Source organism: Flavobacteriales bacterium, assembly GCA_021296215.1.
Lineage (GTDB): Bacteria > Bacteroidota > Bacteroidia > Flavobacteriales > ECT2AJA-044 > ECT2AJA-044.
Genome location: JAGWBA010000001.1, coordinates 14,037 through 38,541, shown reverse-complemented (window position 1 = coordinate 38,541; position 24,505 = coordinate 14,037). Strand labels below are relative to the sequence as shown.

The 24,505-nt window shown below is 51.1% G+C and carries 24 protein-coding genes; 12 read left to right on the top strand and 12 right to left on the bottom strand.

What is annotated here, in order from left to right; genetic code table 11:
- Positions 1 to 2 precede the first annotated feature (2 nt).
- The 12 genes from J4F31_00170 to J4F31_00115 all read right to left on the bottom strand — a co-directional run bounded on the left by J4F31_00170 (position 3) and on the right by J4F31_00115 (position 11,252).
- Entirely contained in the window at positions 3 to 782 is a 780-nt protein-coding gene (locus tag J4F31_00170; GenBank protein ID MCE2494996.1) for an enoyl-CoA hydratase/isomerase family protein, read from the bottom strand.
- Positions 783 to 821: 39 nt separating this feature from the next.
- Positions 822 to 2,267, bottom strand: coding sequence for a HAMP domain-containing histidine kinase (locus J4F31_00165; protein MCE2494995.1), 1,446 nt, complete (start codon positions 2,265 to 2,267; stop codon positions 822 to 824).
- A 98-nt stretch (positions 2,268 to 2,365) separates the two neighbouring features.
- Entirely contained in the window at positions 2,366 to 3,223 is an 858-nt protein-coding gene (gene atpG / locus J4F31_00160; protein MCE2494994.1) for an ATP synthase F1 subunit gamma, read from the bottom strand.
- Positions 3,224 to 3,239: 16 nt separating this feature from the next.
- Positions 3,240 to 4,820, bottom strand: coding sequence for a F0F1 ATP synthase subunit alpha (atpA, locus tag J4F31_00155; GenBank protein MCE2494993.1), 1,581 nt, complete (start codon positions 4,818 to 4,820; stop codon positions 3,240 to 3,242).
- Position 4,821: 1 nt separating this feature from the next.
- On the bottom strand, positions 4,822 to 5,379 hold the full coding sequence (gene atpH / locus J4F31_00150) for an ATP synthase F1 subunit delta (protein ID MCE2494992.1): 558 nt from the start codon (positions 5,377 to 5,379) through the stop codon (positions 4,822 to 4,824).
- A gap of 8 nt (positions 5,380 to 5,387) precedes the next feature.
- Positions 5,388 to 5,882, bottom strand: a complete 495-nt coding sequence (locus tag J4F31_00145; protein MCE2494991.1) for a F0F1 ATP synthase subunit B — start codon at positions 5,880 to 5,882, stop codon at positions 5,388 to 5,390.
- A gap of 91 nt (positions 5,883 to 5,973) precedes the next feature.
- Positions 5,974 to 6,177, bottom strand: coding sequence for an ATP synthase F0 subunit C (atpE, locus tag J4F31_00140; GenBank protein ID MCE2494990.1), 204 nt, complete (start codon positions 6,175 to 6,177; stop codon positions 5,974 to 5,976).
- 37 nt (positions 6,178 to 6,214) lie between these two features.
- On the bottom strand, positions 6,215 to 7,432 hold the full coding sequence (gene atpB / locus J4F31_00135) for a F0F1 ATP synthase subunit A (GenBank protein ID MCE2494989.1): 1,218 nt from the start codon (positions 7,430 to 7,432) through the stop codon (positions 6,215 to 6,217).
- A 107-nt stretch (positions 7,433 to 7,539) separates the two neighbouring features.
- Positions 7,540 to 7,926 carry a hypothetical protein gene (locus J4F31_00130; protein MCE2494988.1) on the bottom strand — a complete coding sequence of 129 codons (387 nt, stop codon included), beginning with the start codon at positions 7,924 to 7,926 and terminating at the stop codon, positions 7,540 to 7,542.
- The gene (locus tag J4F31_00125) at positions 7,913 to 8,149 is read right to left on the bottom strand and encodes an AtpZ/AtpI family protein (protein MCE2494987.1); all 237 of its coding nucleotides are present in this window, start codon (positions 8,147 to 8,149) and stop codon (positions 7,913 to 7,915) included. Before J4F31_00125 ends, J4F31_00130 begins: the two co-directional genes overlap by 14 nt.
- Positions 8,112 to 8,528, bottom strand: coding sequence for a polymer-forming cytoskeletal protein (locus J4F31_00120; GenBank protein ID MCE2494986.1), 417 nt, complete (start codon positions 8,526 to 8,528; stop codon positions 8,112 to 8,114). Before J4F31_00120 ends, J4F31_00125 begins: the two co-directional genes overlap by 38 nt.
- Before the next feature lie 87 nt (positions 8,529 to 8,615).
- Positions 8,616 to 11,252 carry a tetratricopeptide repeat protein gene (locus tag J4F31_00115; protein ID MCE2494985.1) on the bottom strand — a complete coding sequence of 879 codons (2,637 nt, stop codon included), beginning with the start codon at positions 11,250 to 11,252 and terminating at the stop codon, positions 8,616 to 8,618.
- Positions 11,253 to 11,353: 101 nt separating this feature from the next.
- On the opposite strand from J4F31_00115, the gene J4F31_00110 reads away from it, so the two are divergent.
- From J4F31_00110 to J4F31_00055, 12 genes are all read left to right on the top strand, one after another.
- Positions 11,354 to 12,229 carry a M23 family metallopeptidase gene (locus J4F31_00110; GenBank protein MCE2494984.1) on the top strand — a complete coding sequence of 292 codons (876 nt, stop codon included), beginning with the start codon at positions 11,354 to 11,356 and terminating at the stop codon, positions 12,227 to 12,229.
- On the top strand, positions 12,229 to 13,722 hold the full coding sequence (locus J4F31_00105) for a GH3 auxin-responsive promoter family protein (GenBank protein ID MCE2494983.1): 1,494 nt from the start codon (positions 12,229 to 12,231) through the stop codon (positions 13,720 to 13,722). Before J4F31_00110 ends, J4F31_00105 begins: the two co-directional genes overlap by 1 nt.
- Positions 13,722 to 14,876 (top strand): 1-deoxy-D-xylulose-5-phosphate reductoisomerase, encoded by a 1,155-nt coding sequence (locus J4F31_00100; GenBank protein MCE2494982.1) that lies wholly within the window; start codon positions 13,722 to 13,724, stop codon positions 14,874 to 14,876. Before J4F31_00105 ends, J4F31_00100 begins: the two co-directional genes overlap by 1 nt.
- Positions 14,877 to 14,909: 33 nt before the next feature.
- Positions 14,910 to 16,244, top strand: coding sequence for an RIP metalloprotease RseP (gene rseP / locus J4F31_00095; GenBank protein MCE2494981.1), 1,335 nt, complete (start codon positions 14,910 to 14,912; stop codon positions 16,242 to 16,244).
- A 24-nt stretch (positions 16,245 to 16,268) separates the two neighbouring features.
- Entirely contained in the window at positions 16,269 to 17,105 is an 837-nt protein-coding gene (locus tag J4F31_00090) for a hypothetical protein (protein ID MCE2494980.1), read from the top strand.
- A gap of 36 nt (positions 17,106 to 17,141) precedes the next feature.
- Complete coding sequence (locus J4F31_00085) at positions 17,142 to 18,728, top strand: aldehyde dehydrogenase family protein (GenBank protein ID MCE2494979.1); 1,587 nt, start codon at positions 17,142 to 17,144, stop codon at positions 18,726 to 18,728.
- 134 nt (positions 18,729 to 18,862) lie between these two features.
- Complete coding sequence (locus J4F31_00080) at positions 18,863 to 19,216, top strand: GNAT family N-acetyltransferase (protein MCE2494978.1); 354 nt, start codon at positions 18,863 to 18,865, stop codon at positions 19,214 to 19,216.
- The gene (locus tag J4F31_00075) at positions 19,216 to 20,190 is read left to right on the top strand and encodes a threonylcarbamoyl-AMP synthase (GenBank protein ID MCE2494977.1); all 975 of its coding nucleotides are present in this window, start codon (positions 19,216 to 19,218) and stop codon (positions 20,188 to 20,190) included. The genes J4F31_00080 and J4F31_00075 overlap by 1 nt, the downstream gene beginning before the upstream one ends.
- 46 nt (positions 20,191 to 20,236) lie before the next feature.
- Positions 20,237 to 20,437 carry a twin-arginine translocase TatA/TatE family subunit gene (locus tag J4F31_00070; GenBank protein MCE2494976.1) on the top strand — a complete coding sequence of 67 codons (201 nt, stop codon included), beginning with the start codon at positions 20,237 to 20,239 and terminating at the stop codon, positions 20,435 to 20,437.
- Positions 20,438 to 20,440: 3 nt separating this feature from the next.
- A complete protein-coding gene (gene gatA, locus J4F31_00065; protein MCE2494975.1) occupies positions 20,441 to 21,880 on the top strand; it encodes an Asp-tRNA(Asn)/Glu-tRNA(Gln) amidotransferase subunit GatA in 1,440 nt (479 codons plus the stop codon).
- 55 nt (positions 21,881 to 21,935) lie between these two features.
- On the top strand, positions 21,936 to 23,510 hold the full coding sequence (locus tag J4F31_00060) for a LysM peptidoglycan-binding domain-containing protein (GenBank protein MCE2494974.1): 1,575 nt from the start codon (positions 21,936 to 21,938) through the stop codon (positions 23,508 to 23,510).
- The gene (locus J4F31_00055; GenBank protein MCE2494973.1) at positions 23,507 to 24,499 is read left to right on the top strand and encodes a DUF4837 family protein; all 993 of its coding nucleotides are present in this window, start codon (positions 23,507 to 23,509) and stop codon (positions 24,497 to 24,499) included. The genes J4F31_00060 and J4F31_00055 overlap by 4 nt, the downstream gene beginning before the upstream one ends.
- Positions 24,500 to 24,505: the final 6 nt, after the last annotated feature.

The following is a 24,505-nucleotide window of genomic DNA, read 5'->3' as shown; positions in this document are numbered from 1 at the left end:
CATTATTTTCCGGGGAATTCGGCCGTGCGCTTCTCCATGAACGCCGTGGTTCCCTCTTTGAAATCCTCGGTGCCAAAGCAATTTCCGAAGACCTCTACTTCCTTTTTAAAACCGTCGACACCCTCCTCGTAGTATGCATTCACACACTCGATGACCCCGGCGATGGCTACGGGCGATTTGGTGCCGATCTTTTCGAGCAGCTCGTAACAAAAGGCGTGTAGCTGTGCCTGCGGCACGATGTGGTTCACCAAACCCAGTTCGAGTGCTTGCTCGGCTTTCACCATATCGGCCGTCATGAGCAGCGCGAGCGCTTTTCCTTTTCCAATGAGTTGTACCAAACGTTGCGTTCCGGCGTAACCCGGTGTGAGTCCGAGGTTGACTTCGGGCTGACCAAACCTCGCGTTTTCAGCGGCCACCCGTAAATGACAGGCCATGGCGAGCTCGCATCCGCCACCAAGGGCGAAACCGTTTACCGCGGCGATCACGGGTTTTGGGCATCGCTCGATTATGAAAAATACCTCGTGACCGTTAGCCGCCAAATATTTTCCCTGCTCTACATTATAGGTGCTGAATTCCTTGATGTCGGCGCCGGCCGCAAAGGCCTTTTCGCCCATTCCGGTGATGATGACACTCTTGATGTCGTCATTCTCGTACACGTCCTCGAACACGGCGCGCAGTTCAGAAAATACGCGGGTGTTGAGGGCATTGAGGTTTTGTGGTCTATTGAGGGTAACGGTCAAAATGCCGTTTTCAAGATCGGTCAAAAGAGTTTCGAAGGTCATGATCCGCTTTTTGTGAAGTGATGAAACAAAGATAGGATTTTAGCTTCCGCCCGCTAGGGCGAAACGCAAGGTAAAGACCGATCCGCGATCCACCTCAGATTGGACCGCGATAGTTCCTTTGAAATTGCCGACGATGTTGCGCACCATGGCCAAACCCAAGCCCGTGCCGCTGCTTTTGGTGGTGAAATTCGGCTCAAAGATCTTCTCGAGCTGGTCGTCCGAAATACCGCAACCATTGTCCTCTACCTCGATCACGGCCTCTGTTGCGGTGCGCGATAAACGAACGCTGATGTTGGGCTCACGGCCTTCGGGAATCGACTGACTCGCGTTGGTTAGCAGGTTGTTCATCACCCGAATGAAGTACTCTTTGTCGGCGGTGATGATCACGTCTTCCGGGTTTTCTGTTTTAAACCTTACGGGTTGATGTGTGAATAAGTCTGTACAGCTCTGCAAGGCCGCATTGAGTTCGACCGAGCCGTGGTTTTGAACCGGCATTTGCGCAAATGCCGAGAAAGACGAGGCGATGCTCGACAAGGTGTCGATCTGTTCAATCAATGTCCGTGTAAAGTTCTTGAGTTTGTCTTGAAACTCCGGATCGTTTGGGTCGAGTCGTCGCTCGAGTTGTTGAACTGTCAACTTCATCGGGGTGAGCGGATTCTTGATCTCGTGAGCTACCTGACGCGCCATTTTCTTCCACGCACCTTCTCTTTCGCTTTTTGCCAGCAGTTCGGCCGATCTGGACAACTCTGCCAGCATGCAGTTGTATTCTTGCACCAGAGCGCCTATTTCGTCGTCTTGGTCCCATTCGAGAGGATCGTTCTTTTCGCCAATTCGAATGTCCTTGATCCGGGCTCGAACGGCCGTCAGTGATGAAGTGATGTAGTTCGACAAGAAATAGGCCAACAGTCCGGCTCCAATGAGCAACAGAACATAGATTTGTGCGAGAGACTCAAGGAATTCGCGAAGTTCTCGTTTGTGAAAGCTGTCCGTTTGAAAATAGGGGACATTGATCACGGCCAAGGGTTCGCCCGGCGAGCTGTTGATGTATTCGTAGGTGGAGAGGAAATTCGTGGTATCGAGGTCTCGCTTCATAACCACTCGACTCTCACCGTCGCGTAGCCGGCTTAAAACCACCGGATTCAGGGCATCGTGGAGTACGCCGTTGTCGAAAAGGTTGGGGTTCGAAGATATAAGGAGGTCACCCTCTAAGTTGAAGATGTTGATGTCGAGGTTATTCACATCAGCCACCTCACAGATCTTGTTATCGAAAAGAGGGGTAATGCTATCGGTTCGTTGTGCGCTAAGATCTTGCTGCAGAAAGTAGTCAATGCTCGTGTGTATGGCATCTTCTTTCCGCTGTAGCCGCTCAATGTGATATTGTTCGTTCTCCCTTTTAAAGTGGTATACGGTAATCGATGCCATTAGGATGCTCGAAAGTAAAATGATGGCGAGCATCGAGAGGAATATCCGGGCACGAAGGGTCATGCGGCTAAGTTGGTCATTTCCTCCATATCATCAAAGACTGAGCCATGTGACAAAAAAACCCGCTAATGCGAGGGTTTCTACAGTTGGTTCGATCGGGATTATCCTTTGAGAGCCTCAGCCCCTCCAACGATCTCGAGGATCTCATTCGTGATCGACGCCTGACGCAATTTGTTGTAGGTCAGTTTGAGCTCTTTACCGAGTTCAGTTGCGTTATCCGTTGCTTTGTGCATCGCCGTCATTCGGGCACCGTGCTCAGAAGCATTGGAGTCTAGCAGTACTTTGAACAGCTGAGTGCGCAAACTTTGCGGGATCAACTGCTCTACGATCTGCTCTTTATTTGGCTCAAAGATATAATCCACGGTAGCGCTCGCTTCTTCATTGATCACGATCGGCAAAAAGGTTTCCTGCTTCACAAGTTGAGATGCTGCATTCTTAAAGCTGTTGTATACCAAAACGATCTCGTCGTACTCGGCATTTTCGAAGACATTCATCAAGCGATTTGCGATGGCTCCGGCTTCTTTGTAGGTCAACGAATCGAATATCGATGCATTGATTTGGTTCACACGGTACTCCCGTTTGTGCAAGAGCTCTCCGGCTTTTTTACCGAGTGCGAGCACTTCAACATGTGCTCCGGCAAAACGGTCGTCGGCCAATTCGCGGGCCGATTTGAACACGTTCGAGTTGAACGCCCCACAAAGGCCGCGGTTCGAGCTGATCGGAATGATCAACACCCTTTTTACCTCGCGCTTTTGAGCGTAGACGTTCTCAGGCGTGTCGAGGCTCGCGCTAAGATTACCTAGGATCTCCGTGAGCTTTTCAGCATACGGACGCATTTGGGTAATGGCGTCTTGCGCTCGCTTGAGCTTGGCGGCCGAAACCATTTTCATCGCACTGGTGATCTGCTTGGTGCTGTTCACCGAGGATATGCGGTTCCGGATTTCCTTTAGGTTAGCCATAGCTACGGATTACGGTTTACGATTGGTACTTCGAGGTCAGTTCGGCACATGCTGATTTCAACACGTCTTGGATCTCATCGGTCCAAGCGCCGGTACGCAATTGCTCCAAGGTGTCTTGGTGCTTCTCGCGCAAGTAGTTGGTGAATTCTGCTTCGAACTCACGTACTTTATCTACCGGCACGGCGCGCAACAATCCTTTTGTTCCAGCGAAGATGATGGCGATCTGCTCTTCAACCGAAACAGGAGACCCCTGTGGTTGCTTCAAGATCTCCACGTTACGCTTACCTTTCTCGATTACGTTCATGGTAGCCGCGTCGAGGTCCGATCCGAACTTCGCGAAGGCCTCGAGCTCGCGGTATTGAGCCTGATCCAACTTCAAGGTACCGGCGACTTTCTTCATCGCCTTGATCTGAGCAGAACCCCCTACACGTGATACCGAGATACCCACGTTAATGGCTGGGCGTACACCAGAAAGGAACAAGTTACTTTCGAGGAAGATCTGACCGTCGGTAATCGAAATTACGTTGGTCGGGATATATGCAGAAACGTCACCCTCTTGTGTTTCGATGATTGGCAATGCCGTCAACGAACCACCACCTTTTACTTTGTCTTTCAACACCTCTGGAAGGTCGTTCATTTGAGCTGCGATCGTATCGTCGTTGATGACCTTGGCCGCGCGCTCGAGGAGGCGTGAGTGAAGGTAGAATACATCTCCAGGGTATGCCTCACGTCCTGGAGGGCGACGAAGCAACAGAGATACCTCGCGGTATGCAACAGCTTGCTTGGACAAGTCATCGAATACGATCAATGCCGGGCGACCTGTATCGCGGAAGTACTCTCCAATAGCCGCACCTGCGAAAGGCGCAAAGAACTGCATCGGAGCAGGGTCAGATGCGTTAGCCGCTACGATGGTCGTATACGCCAAAGCTCTTTTTTCTTCAAGCGTTTTAGCGATTCCGGCAACGGTCGATCCTTTTTGACCTACAGCCACGTAGATACAGTATACAGGCTCACCGCGATCGTAGAATTCTTTTTGGTTGATGATGGTATCGATCGCCACTGTAGTTTTACCGGTCTGACGGTCACCAATGATCAACTCGCGCTGTCCACGTCCGATCGGGATCATGGAGTCGATGGCCTTAATACCCGTTTGAAGCGGCTCGTTAACCGGCTGACGGTAGATTACCCCAGGAGCTTTACGCTCGATAGGCATCTCAAAGAGCTCTCCTTCAACAGGACCTTTACCGTCGATCGGGTTACCGAGACCGTCAACGACGCGCCCCAAAAGACCCTCACCTACTTTAACGGATGCGATACGACCGGTACGTTTTGCAACGCTACCTTCGCGGATCTCGGTAGATGGTCCGAGCAATACTACCCCGACGTTGTCTTCTTCCAGGTTCAATACGATACCCTGCAAACCATTCTCGAACTCAACGAGCTCGCCTGATTGCACTTGGTTCAAACCGTAGATACGTGCGATACCGTCACCCACCTGGAGTACGGTTCCCACTTCTTGCAACTCACTCTCGGATTTATGGCCAGCGAGTTGTTCGCGGAGGATTGCTGAGACTTCAGCAGGATTGATTTCTGCCATCTTAAAACGCTTTTGTGTAAAGATTTTCATCGAATTCGCGCGCAATTTTCTTCAATGCCCCGCGCATACTGGCATCAATTTGTTTGTCGTCCATCCGGAGTACGAAACCACCGATAAGATCGTCTTCGACCTTCTCGATCAATTCCACTTCTGCTCCGGTTTGCGACTTGAGTCGTTGGACCACCCGGTCACGAACCTCTGGATTGAGTTCCTTGGCGGTGCTTAGGTAAGCGGTTTTGATCCCCCTATGTTCTTTGTACAACGACAAGAATTTGTCTGCGATCTCAACCAACAACTCCTCTCTTTTCTTTTTGGCCAACAGCGCCATGAACTGCATGGTGAGGTTGCTCATTTTGCCATCGAAAAGCTTGGTGAACACCGCGATCTTGTAGTCCGGTTTGATGATCGGACTGCGCAACATCATTGTCAAGTCACGACTATCGGCAGCGATAGCGAGCAATAACTGCATATCCGCATGAACCTCCTCGACCTGGTTGAGGTCAAGGGCTAGGTCGAGCAGTGACTTTGCGTAGCGCTGTTTTACCAGTGAATGCTTCATTTCACGGCTTAGTTAAATGAGATATCCTTGAGGTAGTCGTCGACCAACTCTTTGGATTTATCCGTGTTGGTCAATTCTGAGCGAAGTACTTTTTCAGCTACTTCGATCGCCAAAGTACCAACGGTGTTGCGCAACTCGTGTAGAGCAGCTTTTTTCTCGTTCTCGATGGTCTCGCGAGCCGAAGAGATGATCTTCTCAGCTTCTGCTTTGGCAGAGCCTTTTGACTCCTCGATCATGTTGTCGCGGATAGTGCGTGCTTCTTTAAGCATTTGATCGCGCTCTGCACGAGCCTCTTTCAAAATACGTTCGTTGTCAGCCTTTAGGTTGGCCATTTCTTCACGCGCCTTTTTCGCTTCGATCAATGCTTCTTCAATTGATTTTTCGCGAGCGTTGACCGCACCCAAAATAGGCTTCCATGCGAACTTACGCAGGAGAAGCAAAAGAATGAGGAACGACAAGGTCGTCCAAAAAACCAATCCAAATCCCGGGGTTACTAGATCCATGTTCTTTTATAATTAAAGAGGCGTTCTTTTTAAGGTGGGATCATCGGCTGCAGGCAATCCCTGTTCAACCGATGATCCAATGCTAATGTGATTAGGCAACCAACAAGGATACAACCACAGCGAAAAGAGCAACACCTTCAACAAGTGCAGCTGCGATAATCATTGCAGTTTGAATCTTTGAGGTAGCTTCTGGTTGACGAGCGATAGCGTCCATCGCTTGTCCACCTACACGTCCGATACCCAATCCGGCTCCGATAACGGCCAATCCGGCACCTAATGCAGCTAATCCAGTCATAATGAACTTTAATTATAGTTAGTAAATAGTTCCTCTATCAATGATGCTCTTCTACCGCCATTCCAATGAACAAGGCCGAAAGCAAGGTGAAGATGTACGCCTGCAAGGCAGCGACCAACAGCTCCAATACGTTCATGAACAACACAAACGCTACCGAAACGGGCGAGATCAACACGGTATCAAAAATGAAAATCAGTGAAACCAAACTCAAGATGATGATGTGTCCGGCCGTGATGTTGGCGAACAAACGAACCATGAGAGCAAAAGGCTTCGACAAAATTCCGATCAACTCCACCGGAATCATGATGAGCCAAAGAGCCACAGGTACGGGTGGAGTAAGGATGTGTTTCCAATAATATTTTTTTCCGCTGAAGTTGGTGATCAACAAAGTGAACACGGCGAGCGTCATCGTCAAGGCGATGTTTCCTGTGTAGTTTGCGCTGAAAGGGAAGAAAGGAATAAGACCGATCAAGTTGTTGATCCAGATAAAGAAGAACAGGGTCAACAAGTAAGGCATGTAGTGCTTGTAGTCCTTTTCACCGATGTTGGGGCGAGCGATATCGTCGCGAACGAATACGATCAAGGGCTCCATGAATTTGGCCAGCCCTTTAGGAGCAGCGGCTCCGTTTTTCTTATAGAACTTAGCCGTTCCGAGGAACAACCAAAAAATGATGACCATAGAAAGCATCATGCTGAATACGTTCTTGGTGATCGAGAAGTCGAGCGGCATAGCGTTTGCCACATTGTGGTCGGCATCCACATTGACGTACTGCCCGTGATTGTTAGCCTCTTCGCCGGCGTAGTAGATCTTCTCGTGCAAATTCACGAATCGTTGTCCACCCGCTTCAACTACCTGGTGCCCTTCGGCGTCGTGATGAAATTTTGAAGATGAGAAAACGACCAAACCGTTATCTGTCCATAGGATCACCGGAAGCGGCATGCTGATAGGGTGTCCGTTGTAATCGATGATGTGGAATCCGTGAGCATCCGCGATGTGGTGCATAATGACCTCGGTCGCATTGAATTCCTTCTCTTCACCGTGCTCCTCTCCATGAGCTTCGGCATGGGCCTCACCGTGCTGGTCGCCATGCTCTTCCGAATGGTCAGATGGGTGATCCGAATCGTGAGTTTCGGCGTGTTCTTGCTGATGATCCCCGTCGTGACCTTCGTGATGGTCTTGCGCAACTGCAATATTCGCTGAGAAAAGCAGGGCCGCGGAAATCAGGAAAAAGGCTCGGAATGAATGAATTCGCATCATCGTATACTCTGTAAGGACAGGCTTCAAAAAGCGGTGCAAAAATAGGCAATAAAGTCGAATATGAAAGCCAAAACTTTAACTTATTAAGACGTGTTGAAATCGGCTCAGACCACGACTCTAATTCTGCGGAAAACGAGGGATGTTTCGATGGTCAAAAAGAGAAAATAGGGGATCATGGTATGGACCACTCTTGGCTTTATGTCCGGGTCCTGATCGAGGAGCCCCGGCAGCAGGTAGATCACTACGGCCATCATTTTAACGACGCCGCCTCCTAAAAAGCCGAACCCCATTTGTGCCGGGTACTTGGTCTCCAGCCAAATCAAAAAAAGGAAAACCACTTCGTACAGAACCGAGAGGAACAAATAGGTCGGCCACATCACATCCACCCGCCAGGGTGCGGAAAAAAAGGACATGGAATAGTGGTGTATGAGATAAACGATCGGGATGCAGAGCGCGAATATCGCCGCCGGCCCCCATTTAGTCTTCATCATGGCTATCGCGCATTACGTTTCGGATGGTCAGATAGAGTGCCGAGAACACACTGACCAAAGACAAAATGAGCGTCCACAGGGGAAAATCGGCCCCGCGACGCTCATCTGTTTTATAGCCGGCAAAGGTACCAACGGCGATGATGGTCATCATTTCGATCGCCATACCGCTGTACTTGGCCCATTTCTTAAGCCGATTGTTCTGCGGCTTCTTTTCGTTCGGCATCCTTCAGCTCTTTGACCACGGCGCCCATTTTACAGCTTCCGGTGAAGTTAGCGCCGGGTTCAATACTCAGCTTATCTACCAAAATATCTCCGTGGATCTTCGCCGTGGCCTTTAAAGCCAACAACTGCGTCACTTGAAGTTTGCCCTTTATGGTTCCTTCAACATCGGCGTTCTGACAAAGGACCTCTCCCTGAATCAGTCCTTTCTCGCCAACGACCACTTTACCCTTGGTTTTAATGCTTCCTTCCAATGTGCCGTCAATGCGAAAATTACCGTCCGAGATGATTTCTCCTTTAATGGTGGTTTCCGGCCCAATGCGGTTTCTCGCAGGAGCCTGTGGATCCAAATTTTTAGCCATTTCTTTTCCTTTTGCGAACATTTTGTGCGAATAACTTTGCGAAAAAAGGGCCTCAAAGGTAGCATTTTTACACACAATCCAACTACAAATGCTCGGAAAATCAAGAGATTACAAGCCCGACTTTAAGCCGTATTCCTGTTCGAAGAACAACTGGTACGCCTCGGGCACCTTGTTTTGAAACAAGATGGCGAAGTTCGGCTGTGAGATCGCGAAGTGCATCCAATTGCGACCCTGAAGCATGCTCTCCAGATCCGGCTCCGTGGATAATGCATTGAAATACGTCATGGCTTTCTCGCCGTTGCCAAGGGTTCGCACAGAGATCATCTGGTACTCCTGATCCAGAAATAATCCACGAACGTTCAAATTCTCCAGACTGAAATACTGCTTGTTGAAATCGCTGATGAAGGTCGACAGATCATTTGCCTTCGTACTCTCCGCCGGGAAAAGCAGAATGTAAAAATGGGCGTCCTTCTTGCTTGAATTGAATTTTTTTGCCTCAGCGGCAAGATAGAGGGCTACACTGTCCGATTCTTCCTTCTGCGCAACTACCTCTTCCGTCTCCCCCGTGTAAAAGGCTACGATGCGCCGGGCCTCTTGACCCTCTTCGGTAAAGGGGTACTTTTCGGATACTTTGCGCATTTCTTCGACCAACCTCGCTTCACTGGGCTTCCCTTTGGCCATCGCCATCAAAAAGGCAAACTTAGCCTCCAGCGGATCACCCTCGAACTTCTTCAAATTCGCCTCGCACTTCTTGGCACAAGCCGAATACCTTCCGTTTTCGAATTCTGAGTAACACGATGCGTAAGCCGCACGGGACTGGTTGTGCTCCTCTTCCCGTTTGTCGGCATAACTCGGATCCTGAAGGATCTTGGCAAAGTCACTGTCCGGATCCAGATCGATCAACTTTTGCTTGTACTCTTCAGCTTTTTGTGGCATTTCTAAATCCGTGTACAAGCGGTACAGGTAAAAATATTCCCGGATCCGGTACTTGTTGTCCGGATATCGATCTAACAAACGTTCAAAGGTCTCGGCAGCTTTGGGGTCATCGTAAAGCTTCTCCTTGTATAACAAGGCTAAACCGAAATAAGAGTCGATATTGATTCGCTCTAAACTGTCCTGTGCCTCTTTGGTGGTCGGTAACTGCGCTATATAGATCGACCGATCGTACTTATATGCCCTGAACGTGCTGTCCCCAATGGTTACCGTAATGGTATCGCCATACTCCTCTTCGAACTCGTCTTGACTGAACGACCTTTTATTCGTCCGTCGCCAGTTGTCCTCTAGTTTTCGACGACCCCAAATCCGATCGAACTCCGTTCGTCCCAAGCTCACCGTGGACGGATTGTAGAAGTACCAGTTTCCTTTGGTCGTTTCCCCCTCGGACCGTTGATATTGATCCTGCTGCATGCGCATCTGGGCATTGAAACCTGAACGCGCCTGTTCTTCACGCTTCCGGTCTTCTTCCCTCAACTTGTTGATGTACTTGTCAATAGCCGCCTCGCGATCGCCGGGCTTCATTCGGCCCAACTTCAATAGGCTGTCGTTTTCCTCTATGGTTACGATATACCCTACCAGTTCATCGAGGTTATCGGCAAGCTGCTTCACCTCATCGTACCGCTCAAAATTCTCAGGTAAAACGGTCATGGTACTGTCGTAGTAGGCCTGTGCTACCCGGTAATTTCCTTCGTCAAAGGTGATCTCCGCCAGGCGCAAGTAACTCTTGGCTTTTTGAGTGTAGTTCCCCGTGCTGTAGTAAGCCGAATAGCGATAGTTTTCCTTGGCTTTTTCGTCTTCTCCCATTTCCCAGGCGATCTCGGCCAAGGCGAAGTAGATCTGATCCAGGTACTCTTCGTTTTTTTCGTCTGCGGCCAACTCCTCCAAGGCCTCAATAAGTGGTGCCGGATTGCGATTGTATCCGCTGATACACAAAGCGCGCTTGATCTGGGCTTGAAACTCCATGACGTAAGGCGGCTTCATTCTCAGGACTTCCCCGTAAAAGCGAATAGCTCTGTTGCACTCGCCATTGGCTTCGTATAGCTGACCGAGAATAAACGTGTAACGCGACTTCCTGACCTTGTTGCTCGATTGAGCTATGGCTCGGGTCAACTGTTCAATGGCGTACTCGTACTCCCCTTGGTCGGCATGGGTCTGAGCGTAGATGGCGTGGATCTCCGATTTGAGGTCCTTGGGCACTTTTCCGGTCGTTTCCAACACCTCTAAGGTGTACAGCGCTTGAGAATAGTTGTCCAATGCCAAATAACTCCGAGCCGCCCACCACATAGCTTCGTGATAAAGCTCGCCATCCGGAAACTGCAAGGCCACGTAGTTAAACGCCTCCAGGGCAGCCAGGTGCTCCTGCTTATAAAACCGTGCCTTCCCGATCAACAAATAGTTGTCGTCGATCCAGTTGTTCTTCTCCTCTCCTCTGATCACCATCGAGTGACGCCGGATCACCGTGGTCGCCTTGTCGATCGCACGATCCATCTGAGGGTAGATCGACTTGGCATCCTGAGGAGTTCCCAAAACATATACCGGTAGCACATTCTCGTAATCGTCTATAACCGAGTTTTCCAATTTCTCTACTCCTTCGCGAAAACTTTCGTTCCCGTTGAAGTAGCCATTGTAGTGCGCGGTAAGTTTATGGTACTCGCGATTTACGAACTTGTCCTTCTCTGTGGAGCACGAAACGGCAACCAGAGCGAACAAAACGATAACAAAAGGCCTTATGAGGAGCTTTATATTCAAAAGCGATAGAGTCAAATTCCTTTACTTAACTGCGGGGGCGCAAATTTATTATTATTCAAAGACATCCCTGCGTCTTCTGAGCAGTTTGCGATATTTGCGGCATGGCCAAGATCAAGGATAAAAACGAAGAGGCACGTCCGTGGATCGAGCGACTTAAGAATAAGTACCGCTTGGTGATCCTAAATGACGATACGTTCGAAGAGAAATTGTCGTTCCGCCTTTCCCGTCTCAACGTCTTTGTTGCTGCCGGACTCAGTGTCATTACCCTTATCGCACTGACCATCATCCTCATCGCCTTTACCCCATTGCGCGAGTATATCCCAGGTTACAGCTCGACCTCCCTGCGTCGTCAGGCGCTTGAGAATGCTATGCTCACGGATTCGCTTCGAAGAGTGATCGCCAACCAAGAGCGATATGTCGAGATCATAAACGGAGTCATCAGCGGTGAGCTCAAGGAGTACGATACCGCCGATGCCGTGGAAGCACAAGTGATCGACAGTATTGAAATGCCCCCTTCTCCGGAGGATAGCGCCCTTCGTGAAATGGTCGCCCAAGAGGAGCGCTACAATATATTCGAGGGCGGTACCGGTGAGAATTCAGTCATGGCCAACCTCACCTTTTTTTCGCCAATAAAAGGCATGGTATCGGGTAAATTCGACCCTCAAACCGATCACTTTGCAGTAGACATCGTAGCTCCGGAGAACGAACCCATCCTAGCTGTTCTTGAGGGAACCGTGCTCCTCGCTACGTGGTCGAGCGATGAAGGCTATGTAATTGCTCTTCAGCACGCGGGCGGAATCATTTCCATATACAAGCACAACAGCATACTGCTCAAGGAACAAGGCGAGGTCGTGCAGGCGGGAGAGGCCATTGCTATTATCGGCAACTCGGGCCATCTTTCAACAGGTCCACACCTCCATTTTGAACTTTGGAACAACGGTATCGCCGTAGATCCCGAAAGCTATGTCGTTTTCTAATGAGCATTAAGTCGCTTCTTGCAAAACCCTTTGCCGCTTGGGTTGCCAACCAAACTCGAAAATGGTCGTCGAAACCATCGGAGAGCCAGCGCGCGGTCTTTAACGAACTCGTTCGTTCTGCCGGGGACACGTCTTTTGGACGCGACCATGACTTTGCATCGATAAAGGCTTACTCCGATTTTCAAACCCGCGTACCGGTGCGCGACTACGAAGACCTCAAGCCTTATGTTGAGCGCATACGAATCGGTGAAAACGATGTATTGTGGCCCGGTAAACCGCTCTATTTCGCCAAGACCTCGGGTACGGCGAGCGGTGCCAAGTATATTCCGATCACCAAGCAGAGCATGCCCTTTCACGTGGAAAGCGCACGTAACGCCTTGTTGCACTACGTTCACCAAACGGGGAAAACGACCTTTATTGACGGTAAAATGATCTTCCTTCAGGGGTCTCCGGAACTCGAGGAAGTAAATGGAGTCAAGCTCGGTCGCTTGAGCGGGATCGTTGCACACTACGTGCCCGGTTATCTTCAGCGTAACCGGATGCCAAGCTGGGAAACCAACTGTATCGACGACTGGGAAACCAAGGTCGACGCTATCGTTACGGAAACCCTTTATGAAGATATGCGCCTCATTAGCGGTATTCCGAGTTGGATGCTTATGTACTTTGAACGAGTACTCGAGCGCACGGGCAAAAAGATTCTGGACGTGTGGCCGAATTTTTCGCTCTTCGTGAACGGCGGAGTGGCCTTCGAGCCCTACAGGACCAAATTCGAGGAAATGATCGGAGCTTCGATTGACACCATTGAAGTGTATCCGGCCTCAGAAGGGTTTATTGGCTATCAGGATAGTCAAACCGAACCTGGATTGTTGCTTCTGCTCAAACAGGGAATATTCTATGAATTTATTCCGGCCGAGAAGGTTTTCGATAAAAACCCTCTACGACTGACCATCGACGAGGTTGAGCTCGGAGTCAATTACGCGCTTATCATGAGCACGAATGCGGGGCTTTGGGGTTACAACATCGGCGATACCGTGCAGTTCGTGAGCAAAGACCCCTATCGTATTGTGGTTTCGGGTCGAATAAAACACTACACCTCTGCATTTGGTGAACACGTGATCGCTGCAGAGGTAGAAGCAGCGCTAAAAGAGGCTGTTGAGCAAACCGGAATACAAATAAACGAGTTCACCGTTGCACCCCGGATCAATCCGACCGAAGGACTCCCTTATCACGAGTGGCTTATGGAATTCGACGAAAAACCAGCGGACTTGAGTCAGTTGGCAGAAATCATCGACCGGGTCATGCAGGAGAAGAACATTTACTACTCGGATTTAATTAAGGGTAAGGTCTTACGCCCGGTGGTCATTACGCCCATTAAACCGGGTGGCTTTAAGGAGTATATGAAGTCAGTGGGCCGTTTGGGAGGACAAAACAAAGTTTCACGATTGAGCAACGATCGCAAGATCGCGGATAAACTCAGCGAATTCGCTTGGTAATGGAGAAAAAGAGATTGGCTATACTGGGGTCCACAGGGTCCATTGGAACACAGGCTTTAGAGGTGGTTAGCGAGCAACCCGACTCCTTTGAGGTCGAAGTGTTAACGGCCAACGGGAACTGCGATCTTTTGATCGAACAAGCCCAGAAATACCAACCAAATGCGGTCGTGATCTGCGATGAGTCGCGATATCAAAAAGTGAACAACGCTCTTTTCGACTTGGGGGTAAAGGTTTACGCCGGAAACGATGCACTGAAAGATGTCGTGCAAATGGAAACCGTCGACCTAGTGCTTACCGCACTTGTCGGCTATAGCGGTTTAGCCCCTACCCTATCTGCTATCGAAGCGGGAAAACCCATCGCTTTGGCGAACAAGGAAACCTTGGTCGTTGCCGGAGAGCTCGTAACCGATGCGGCCGCGCGCAAGAGGGTTCCGCTGTTGCCCGTAGACTCAGAACACAGTGCTATTTTTCAGTGCCTGGTCGGGGAGTTTCACAACCCAATTGAAAAGATCGTGCTCACGGCTTCGGGCGGACCCTTCCGCGGGCGGACCCGAAATGAGCTTCTTAAAGTGTCCAAGGAACAAGCGCTCAAACACCCCAACTGGGAGATGGGCGTCAAGGTGACCATCGATAGTGCCACCCTCATGAATAAAGGCCTCGAGGTTATGGAGGCCAAATGGCTTTTTGGTTTGCGACCCGATCAAATCGATGTAGTGGTTCATGCTCAATCGATCATCCACTCCCTTGTTCAGTTCGAGGACGGAAGCATGAAAGCTCAAATGGGCTTGCCCGACATGAAGTTACCCATCCAATACGCTATGGGATATCCCAATCGATTAAAGAATTCCTTTACTCGATTCAATTTCATGGACTACCCCGAGCTCACTTTCGAGAAACCCGATATAGAGACTTTTCGGAACCTCGGTCTCGCCTTCCATTCACTCGATCAAGGCGGAAACGCACCCTGTATTTTAAACGCCGCCAACGAGATAGCAGTAGCGTCATTTTTACGAGACCAAGTCGGGTTCCTGGAAATGTCGGATGTCATTGAAACTACATTGGCCAAAGCGACGTTTATCGAAAAGCCCTCCTATGAAGATTACGTGGCCAGCGACGCCGAAGCGCGCCGCATCGCAGCGGAACTCATAAACTAAGTACCTTTGTTACCCTTTTTGGAATAGAAACACATGGAATTAACAGATATAGCAGACATTCTGGTCAAGGCCACTCAGTTCTTTCTGAGCCTTTCACTCTTGATCATCCTGCACGAACTCGGACACTTTATTCCGGCCAAACTCTTTAAAACCAGAGTTGAGAAGTTTTACCTCTTCTTCGACCCCTGGTTCTCGGTATTCAAGAAAAAGGTCGGTGAAACGGAATACGGTATCGGGTGGCTTCCGCTCGGAGGTTATGTGAAGATCTCGGGTATGATCGACGAGAGCATGGATAAGGAGCAGATGAAAAAACCGGCTGAGCCTTGGGAGTTTCGGTCTAAGCCGGCCTGGCAGCGCTTGATCATTATGATCGGTGGAGTAACGGTGAACGTGATCCTCGGAATCGCCATTTATGCGGGGGTTCTTGCCTATTGGGGCGAGCAATACCTTCCTACGGAGAACGCGACCTACGGAATTGCTGTCGATTCGACCGGAGAATCGATTGGTCTTCGCGATGGCGATAAGATTTTGCTCGTGAACGGAAATGAAGTTGAGAACTTCAACCAGATCCCAATGGAGATCGTGTTGGGTGCTGAAAGCGTAACCGTGGAACGCGACGGACAGGAATTAGATTTGCCCGTGACCTCGGCCAACATAAAAGCGATGGTTCAGAACCCCGCTTTTATGACCCCGCGAATCCCTTATGTGGTGGGTGAGTTTACCAACTCCTCAGTGGCCAAAAAAGCCGGCCTTCTGGAGGGAGATCGAATTGTAGGGTTGAATGGACGGCAGTTGGAGTTTTTCGATGAGTATATCGACAGTATCCCCGCTTATGCCGGAAGGATCGTTACACTCACCGCCCAGCGTGAAACTGAACGAGTTGTTGTAGAAGTGCCTGTTCCCGAACACGGCAAGATCGGCGTTTACCCCGGAGGTTCCTATGCCGATTTCTTTGACATCGAAACCAAGAAGTACGGGGTCTTTGAGTCAATTCCGGCCGGGTATCACCGCGCTACCGGAACGCTTTCAAATTACATTCGCCAATTCAAGATCATTTTCGACACCGAGACCGAAGCGTATAAATCGGTCGGTGGCTTCCTCACGATCGGAAACCAATTCCCCAGCACCTGGGACTGGCAATACTTTTGGAACTTCACGGCTTTCCTGAGTATCATGCTGGCCTTCTTGAACATTCTACCAATTCCGGCTTTGGATGGCGGCCACGTGGTGTTCGTACTTTGGGAGATGATCACGCGACGTAAACCTTCTGAAAAGGTTTTGGAATACGCTCAAATGGTCGGGTTCGTGATCTTGTTGGCCTTGTTGGTTTTTGCCAATGGGAACGACATTCTGAAGTTATTCCGCTAATTTGGTCTCCCAGAACGAGACCTTATGAAGCGAACCGTCCTAGCCCTACTTTGCACCGTAGTTACGCTTCTGGCCGTAGGCCAAGAAGAAAAACCCGATAGCCTGTATTCGGGGTTGATGATCATTCCTTTTCCGCCGACAATGTACCTGAGCGATAGCGACCGCGAAATAGCTGCGGCTAGCGATATGGATTACGATGCGCTGCGCGACCGTTTTAGACTCGGACTCGATATCAGTTTTACGGTGCGTCTCGAGGAAATGTATGGTGATCATAGCTTGCTGCGCGACACCTTGGAGCGGGCGCGCGAAGATCTTACAAGGTTGTATCGCAATACGAGGTATGCCTATGCCCTGTCACCGGAGTTCGTGAGAATGACGGCGGAGAAAGAGGAGGCTGAAGAACAAAAGAAATTTAAGGATCCGTTTAGAAAGACGAAGGAGGAGCAAACCGAAAAATCCAATGAGCCAAAGACTCAGCAGGGCCTGTTCGGGCCGGATGAGAAACGCGAAGAAGTAAAGCCCGACACGGAGGGTAGCTATATGCAAGCGACTTTGAAAGACACTACCGTTTTGGCCGAGCTCTCCGATGTGTACGGCACCGAGGTGTTCTTATTTCTGAACCAATTCGAGATTGACACGAGATTCGACGATTGCATTGATTTTCAGAACAAAGTGTACAATAGGGCCATCCGAGTGCACTACGACTTATTTAGAGCCGATGGAACACGGCTAACCGGCGGAGTCCTCGAGACCATCTTTCCGAGTAGTGTGAACGACGTTGGGGAGATCACGCGACGTTACTTTGGTGGAATTACGGACGGATTTGTGTCTAAGGTCCCTGCTCGTACAGAAGCGGATTAGTACCTTTGTTTGCTCACTAGATTAAGTATATCAATCATGTCAGAACTTACCGAAAGAATCAAAGACACAGCCCACAATATTCAGCAAGAATTCGGCATCCGGATGGCCTTGCGCGAGTTGGGCATCAAAGACGATAATCACGGGGTTTCGACCGGAGCAGAGAGCTTTGGTAGTGGTCCTTCGATCGAGAGCTACTCTCCGGTCGACGGATCCCCCATAGGTTCCGTAAGCTCGACTTCTGAGGCGGATTACGCTCGCGTGATCGCTACAGCGCAAGACGCCTTTAAGGAGTGGCGCAACGTGCCGGGGCCACAGCGCGGTGAGATCGTGCGTCAGTACGGCGAAAAACTTCGCCGTAAGAAGAAAGCACTCGGCAAGCTCGTGAGCTACGAGATGGGTAAGTCGTATCAGGAGGGCTTGGGCGAAGTACAAGAGATGATCGACATCTGTGACTTCGCGGTCGGACTTTCACGCCAGTTGCACGGACTCACCATGCACAGCGAACGCCCGGGACACCGCATGTACGAGCAATACCACGCACTTGGTATCGTAGGCATCATTTCGGCCTTCAACTTCCCGGTTGCGGTATGGAGCTGGAATACCGCTCTCGCCTGGGTATGCGGAGACGTATGTGTTTGGAAGCCCTCTGAAAAAGCACCTCTTTGCGGTGTAGCTTGTCAGAAGATCTGGCAAGAGGTAGCAGAAGAAAATAACCTTCCCGAAGGTATTAGCTGTTTGGTAAACGGAGATTACAAAGTGGGCGAAATGATAACGGCCGACAAGCGCGTACCTCTAGTGAGCGCTACGGGATCTATCCGCATGGGTAAGATCGTGGCACAAGCCGTGGCTGCTCGTTTGGGCCGCTCATTGCTCGAGCTCGGAGGAAACAACGCCATCATCATTACCCCGGATGCGGATCTCGACATGACCATCATCGGAGCTCTTTTCGGAGCGGTCGGAACGGCCGGACAGCGCTGTACCAGTTCGCGACGTCTGATCATCCATGAAGAGGTGTACGACGAGGTTAAAGAAAAGCTGACCAAGGCCTATGGCCAAGTTCGCATTGGTAATCCACTGGATGAGAAATTCCACGTTGGACCACTCATCGATACGGGCGCAGTAGGGCAGTATCTGAACGCTATTCAGCAAGTGAAACAAGAGGGCGGAAGCATCTTGGTAGAGGGCGGAGTGATCGAAGGCGAAGGCTACGAAAGCGGCTGTTACGTGAAGCCCGTGATCGCCGAAGTGGAGAACCACTACAATATCGTTCAGGAAGAGACCTTTGCTCCTATCTTGTACATCATGAAGTACAGTGGAGACCTCGACAACGCGATCGCACTCCAAAACGGAGTGGTACAAGGCCTTTCTTCGGCCATAATGACTACGAACTTGCGCGAGGCGGAGCGTTTCTTGAGCGTGAACGGATCGGACTGCGGTATCGCAAACGTCAATATCGGAACCAGTGGTGCTGAGATCGGTGGAGCCTTCGGCGGTGAAAAAGAAACCGGCGGTGGTCGTGAGTCCGGATCGGACGCTTGGAAGGTATACATGCGTCGCCAAACGAACACGATCAACTACAGTACGGAATTGCCTCTAGCGCAAGGAATTAAATTCGACCTGTAACATTGAGCGAGGTGGTGTTCAGACCCATCGAGCCGAAAGATAACCGAGCACTCCGGGACCTGATCCGCGAGGTGCTCGAATCGTTTGGGGCCAATCGCGAAGGTTTTGCGGCCGTCGACCCCTAGCTCGATGATATGGCCGCTGCGTTCGATACCCCCAGGAGTCGATATTACGTTTTGGAACTCGAAGGCGTTGTCGTGGGCGGAGGATGGATAGGCCCGTTGAAAGGCGCACCACCCGAGTACTGCGAACTTAAAAAGATGTACTTTTTACCGAACGTGCGGGGCCGAGGCTGGGGGCGCAGGATGATCGAAAAATGTCTGAACGATGCCCCGGAACTAGGCTATCGGTATTGCTACCTCGAAACCCCGGCCACCATGGAAACTGCTCGATATTTGTATGCAAATTACGAATTTGAGCCGCGAACACAGCCCTTCGGTGAAACCGGCCACAGCGGCTGCGACGTGTGGATGATGAAAGAACTTTAATGGCAACGATCGGAACGGACATACAGCAGGCGGCGGTGTATTTGCGCAACGGAGAGCTCGTGGCCATTCCGACCGAAACGGTATACGGACTTGCGGCGAACGCACTCGACCCGGATGCCGTACTTCGAATATTCGAGGCCAAGCAACGCCCGAGTTTTGACCCGCTGATCGTGCACTGCAAATCGTTCGATGCGGCAATGTCGTACATCAAAACGGCGCCTCGCTCTGCTGTAGCGCTGGCCGAAGCCGTTTGTCCCGGCCCTATGACCTTGATTTTGCCCAAACGAGATATAGTGCCGGACCTGGTTACGAGCGGCCATTCTACGGTCGGAATCCGAATTCCGAGGCACCCCGTGACTCAGGACCTCCTCAATGAGCTCGATTTTCCCCTCGCAGCACCCTCGGCGAACCCATTCGGCTATGTTAGTCCGACCACCGCACAGCACGTGGATCACCAACTGGGCGGCCGAATCCCCTACATTCTCGACGGGGGCCCCTGCGAAATCGGAATCGAATCGACCATCGTGTCGTTCGAGGGCGAAAAACCGATAGTGCTGAGACTCGGCGGCCTCGCGCTCGAAGAACTCGAAGAAGCCCTCGGCGAACCCCTCGGCGACGTGCGCACCAGCAGCTCACGCCCCGAAGCCCCAGGCATGCTCATCGCCCACTACGCACCTGGTAAAAAGGTTGTTTTTTCTTTCTGGGCCTCGCGGCCCGATGCGGGAGTCGAACGGTCGGGTCAACGAGTCGGACTGCTTTGTTTATCGCGCCCTTCGGATGTGCCGAATGATGTGCCCGTGATCGAGTTATCACCGAGCCGAGACCTCAAAGAAGCGGCCCGAAATCTCTTCGCCGCACTGCGTGCTTTTGACACCATGAAAGTCGATTTGGTGATCGCCGAACCTCTGCCCGATACCCAACTCGGAAGGGCCATGAACGATCGCCTGAAACGAGCGGCCGCATCATCGTCGTGAGTACGGCACAACTTTGTACCTTTGTGACACTTTAAAGTTAGACCTTATGTCAAGTTTGACGGTATTAGCGGGCTTCGTAGGCCCATGGCAGATCGCCCTCATCGTTGCGGTCGTATTGTTGTTGTTCGGCGGACGCAAGATCCCCGAACTGATGCGTGGATTGGGCAGCGGAATCAAGGAATTCAAAGATGCCACTCGCGACGACGACGACGACGATAAGAACGATAAGAAAGAGATCAAAGACTGATCGATGGCCTATAGCACGCTCGCGCAGATCCAGCGGGACCTTTCGAAGGGGCTCCTGACCCTTCCCGAATTAGTGAACGCCTACCTCGCACATATTGAAGCGAATGCCGGGCTCAACGCCTTTCTGGAAGTTTATAGCGACGAGGCCCTCGAACGGGCCGATGCTATCCAAACCCGTATGCAACAAGGCAATGCGGGACGTTTGGCCGGATTGGTTTTAGGCATCAAGGACAATATCGTATACAAAGGGCACAAGGTCTCTGCGGCATCGCACATTCTCGAAGGGTTCGAGAGCTTATTCAGCGCCACAGTGGTCGATCGGCTGTTGGCCGAAGACGCCGTGATCATAGGCCGATTGAATTGCGATGAATTCGCGATGGGTTCGGCCAACGAAAACAGCTATTTCGATCCGGTCAAGAACCCCAAGGACGAATCTCGCGTACCTGGTGGATCCTCGGGAGGGTCGGCAGCAGCCGTGGCCGCGGACCTATGTCATGCCGCACTCGGTAGCGACACCGGCGGCTCTATTCGCCAACCGGCTTCCTTTACCGGGATCGTGGGTTACAAGCCAACGTACGGACTCGTATCGCGCCACGGACTCATTGCTTACGCGTCGAGTTTTGACCAAATAGGACCGATGACCAAAAGCGTCGAAGACGCGGCCTTGATACTCGAGGTAATGGCGGGTCCCGACGATTACGACAGTACCGCTTCACAAAACGAAGTACCGAAGTTCAGCAACGCTATGGCGCAGAACGATTCGGGCCGCGAGGCCCCCAAAAGAATCGGCTACATTGCCGAAGCTATCGAAGCCGAAGGCTTGGACCCCGAGGTGAAAGCGACGATGATCGCCGAGATAGAACGCCTTCGGGCCGATGGCCATACGGTGGAAGAAGTGAACTTTCCGCTGCTCGATTACCTTGTGCCAACGTACTATATTTTGACCACCGCTGAAGCGTCGAGCAACCTGGCTCGGTACGACGGCGTGCACTTCGGTTACCGAAGCGCGGAAGCTGAAGGTCTCGAAGAAACGTACAAGCGATCGCGTACAGAGGGCTTTGGAGAAGAGGTAAAGCGACGTATTATGCTCGGCACCTTTGTTTTGAGCTCTGGTTATTACCACGCCTACTACGGCAAAGCTCAAAAAGTACGCCGCTTGATACGTGAAAGAACGGACGAACTCCTGAGTGAATACGATTTGTTGTTGTCACCCACTACGCCTCACGCGGCGTTTGAGCTGGGTAAGAAATACGACGATCCAACGACCATGTACTTGGAGGACATCTTTACCGTTCAAGCGAACTTGGGCGGACACCCTTCGGTTAGTTTACCCATGGGGCACACCGAAAGCGGACTGCCCTTCGGTATTCAGTTCACTGCGGGTCGCGGTGCCGATGAAGGCTTGCTGGCATTCAGCGCGGACCTAATGAACAAGCGGGCGTGAATAAGTAGTGCCCAGTCGGGTACTGAGTTCCCAAAAGGAACGTTTTATTAGTGGTATGAAAGAAAAACTCTTGATGGGGGCGTTGCTCCTCAGTGGATATTTATGGGCAGTTGAGGCTGAAACCGACACGTTGAACACGTTGCGGGACGATCCCTTTATGGTACAGCTCGACAGTTTGTTGTACGCGGATTATTTCGCGGCCGGGCCCGATAGTACCATTGAGGATTCGAGCGTTTTGGCCGAAGGTCCGGAAGTGCCGGACAGTGTGATCGCGGCTCGCCCGGCGGTGCTCGACAAGCGGACTCCGCTGGCCCTGGAATACAACGAGCACGTTGCTCGGTTCATTGATGTTTACGCCAATAATCGACGCCAACAAGTGGCTCGCATGATGGGGTTGGCCGAGCTGTATTTTCCCCTTTTCGAGGAAGTGCTCGACAAGTACGACATGCCCTTGGAGTTAAAATACTTGGCCATCGTAGAAAGTGCTTTGAACCCTCGCGCTAAATCGCGCGTTGGAGCCACGGGGCTTTGGCAGTTTATGTACTCGACCGGTAAGATATACGGCCTCGAAGTAAGCAGCTACGTCGATGAGCGAAGCGACCCTGTTGCGAGTACGGAGGCCGCGGCGCAATTCATGACCAAGCTGTACGAGAGCTTTGGCGACTGGAACTTGGTTCTTGCGGCCTACAATTCGGGTCCCGGAAACGTGAGTAAAGCGATTCGGCGCTCGGGTGGAAAAAGAACGTACCGGGAAATTCGCCCCCGGCTTCCTCGCGAAACGCGCGGTTATGTGCCGGCTTTTATTGCGGCGAACTACATCATGAACTATGCAGAAGAGCATGGGATTTATCCCCTGGTCGCAACGGTTCGACACTACGACGTCGATACAGTCGTATTGAAGCGACTCATGACCTTTGATCAGCTGAGCGTATTGCTTCAGATGCCCAAAAGCGACCTGGAGCTACTGAACCCTCAGTATGAGCTGGATATTATTCCGATCGTTGATGGAAAGCTGCATGCCTTGACCTTGCCAAGAGAGAAGGTGGGCCTTTTCGTTTCCCATGAAGATAGCTTGTACCGTTATGCGGAAGTGGCCATGCCGGGCCCGAGCCTGCCTGAGTACGTAGAAATGAACGACCGCGGTCGTTACAGGGTCAAGTCGGGTGATTACCTCGGACGTATCGCCATCAAATACGGGTGTTCCGTGCGGGATATTCAGCGGTGGAACAACCTTCGTGGAACCAATATTCGAATGGGTCAGTATTTGACCGTTTACGCCCGAAACGTTGAGTCGATCGACTACATCAGCGGGATGCCTAGCCCGGAGATCACCGGTATGGAAGAAACCACAGCCACAGCTCCGGCTACAACCACAGAGGCCGGTGGTGGTGTTGATGCTGCTGCCGAGGTCACTTCTGCAACACAAAATAAGGCTGAACCAGACACCCAGACGGACGTTAATGCTAGTGCTAAAGCTATTTACTACACCGTTCAAAGCGGCGACACGCTCTGGGATATTGCCAAGCGCTACGACGGAGTAAGTCCGGATCAGATAAAGAAGTGGAATAACATCTCATCGGCACGAAGTTTGAAGCCGGGAATAAAACTTAAGCTCAATTCTGCTTCATGAAAAAGTTATCACGGCTGCTGTTGACCGGATTAATGATTTTAAGCTCCTGTAAGAGTGAAAAAGGAGGAAAGCGACCAGCTGACGGGGTGAAGCCCAAATCGACCGGCAGACTTGGGGAATTGGCCGTTGTGATGCCTGAGAGTTGGTGGCAGGATACGGCCGGGGCCGCTTTTCGTCATTACTTTGGTTCGAAGTATCCCGGCTTACCTCAAGTGGAGTCTCGTTTTACCTTGGTTCATATTCCTCCCTCAGCGTATAATCGCTTATTCAAGACGCACCGCAACTTGGTCTTGGTGGAGCAAGAAGATTCGGCTGGTGTTGGATTCGAATTCAATCGATATGCAACCGGACAGCTCGTTATGGCCTTGGAGGCTTCGAGTGCCCTGGAATTTGCCGAACTGCTGAAAGAAAGAGGGGCAGAGGCTGCCGAACGATTTACGAATGCCGAGATCGATCGGCTCTACAAGGCGCATCGATTGATCGAGACCAATGAGGCCTACAACGAATTGCGGGCGATGGGCTTGGAAGTGACGGTGCCCAATGATTTTCGCCTGAATTTAGTTGAAGACGAATTCATTTGGTTCTTCCGCGATAAGCGTAAAGTAACACAGGGAATATTGATCTACATTTGGGAAACGTTGCCGGATATCGGCATGGAAGAGGCTATTGTGGCTGCGCGAGATTCTGCGACCCTGCGGGTCGAAGGGGAAGGTGCAGATGCATACATGAGCGTGGAAAAGCTTTACGCCCCCGTTGTTGAAGCCACGGAAGCACAAGGCCGTTTCGCCATGGAGACCCGCGGCCTCTGGAAAATGGAGAACGATTTCATGGGCGGCAGCTTCATCAACAAGACCATTTGGGATGAGGCGAATGACCGCACGGTATCCATCGATGGATTCATCTACGCGCCGGGCGAAGATAAACGCAACTACATGATGGAGTTAGAAGCCATCGTAGAATCTCTTCGATTCGTTGCGAACGAAGAATAAGATTCA